Source organism: Pseudomonas sp. 2822-17, assembly GCF_002742485.1.
GTDB classification, from domain to species: Bacteria; Pseudomonadota; Gammaproteobacteria; order Pseudomonadales; family Pseudomonadaceae; genus Aquipseudomonas; species Aquipseudomonas cyclaminis.
The window spans coordinates 1-458 of sequence record NZ_LJRZ01000468.1 but is presented as its reverse complement, the minus strand read 5'-3'; the positions used below and the strand labels follow the sequence as shown (position 1 = coordinate 458).

At 40.8% G+C, this 458-nt stretch carries 1 protein-coding gene; it reads left to right on the top strand.

Annotation, left to right across the window (positions count from 1 at the left end; all coding sequences use genetic code 11):
* Nucleotides 1-394 (top strand): glycoside hydrolase family 3 N-terminal domain-containing protein (locus tag AOA60_RS18265; protein ID WP_305887053.1); only part of this gene is annotated, 394 nt, incomplete at its 5' end.
* Nucleotides 395-458 lie beyond the last annotated feature (64 nt).

Genomic DNA, 458 nt, shown 5'->3' with positions numbered 1-458 from the left:
TCTTGGACCTGGAATTAATATAAAACGTAATCCCCTTTGTGGACGTAATTTTGAGTATTATTCAGAAGATCCATATTTTTCAGGGGAAATGGGGGCTGCATTTATTAACGGAGTACAATCTAAAGGAATAGGCACGTCCATAAAGCATTTTGCCGTGAATAATCAAGAGGACTATCGCATGACTATCAATGCTGTCGTTGATGAACGGGCACTCCATGAAATCTATCTCACTGGCTTTGAGATGGCAATAAAGGAAGCCAAGCCATGGACAGTGATGTGCTCCTATAACAAAATTAATGGTACCTACGCTAGTGAAAATAAGAAACTACTTACATGTATTTGGCTGATGAGTGGCAATACGATGGTGTTGTTATTTCAGATTGGGGTGCAGTGAATGAAAGGGTTCTTGGACTTAAAGCGGGGCTTCAGCTTGAAATGCCTGGTGGCGGTAAAGATAA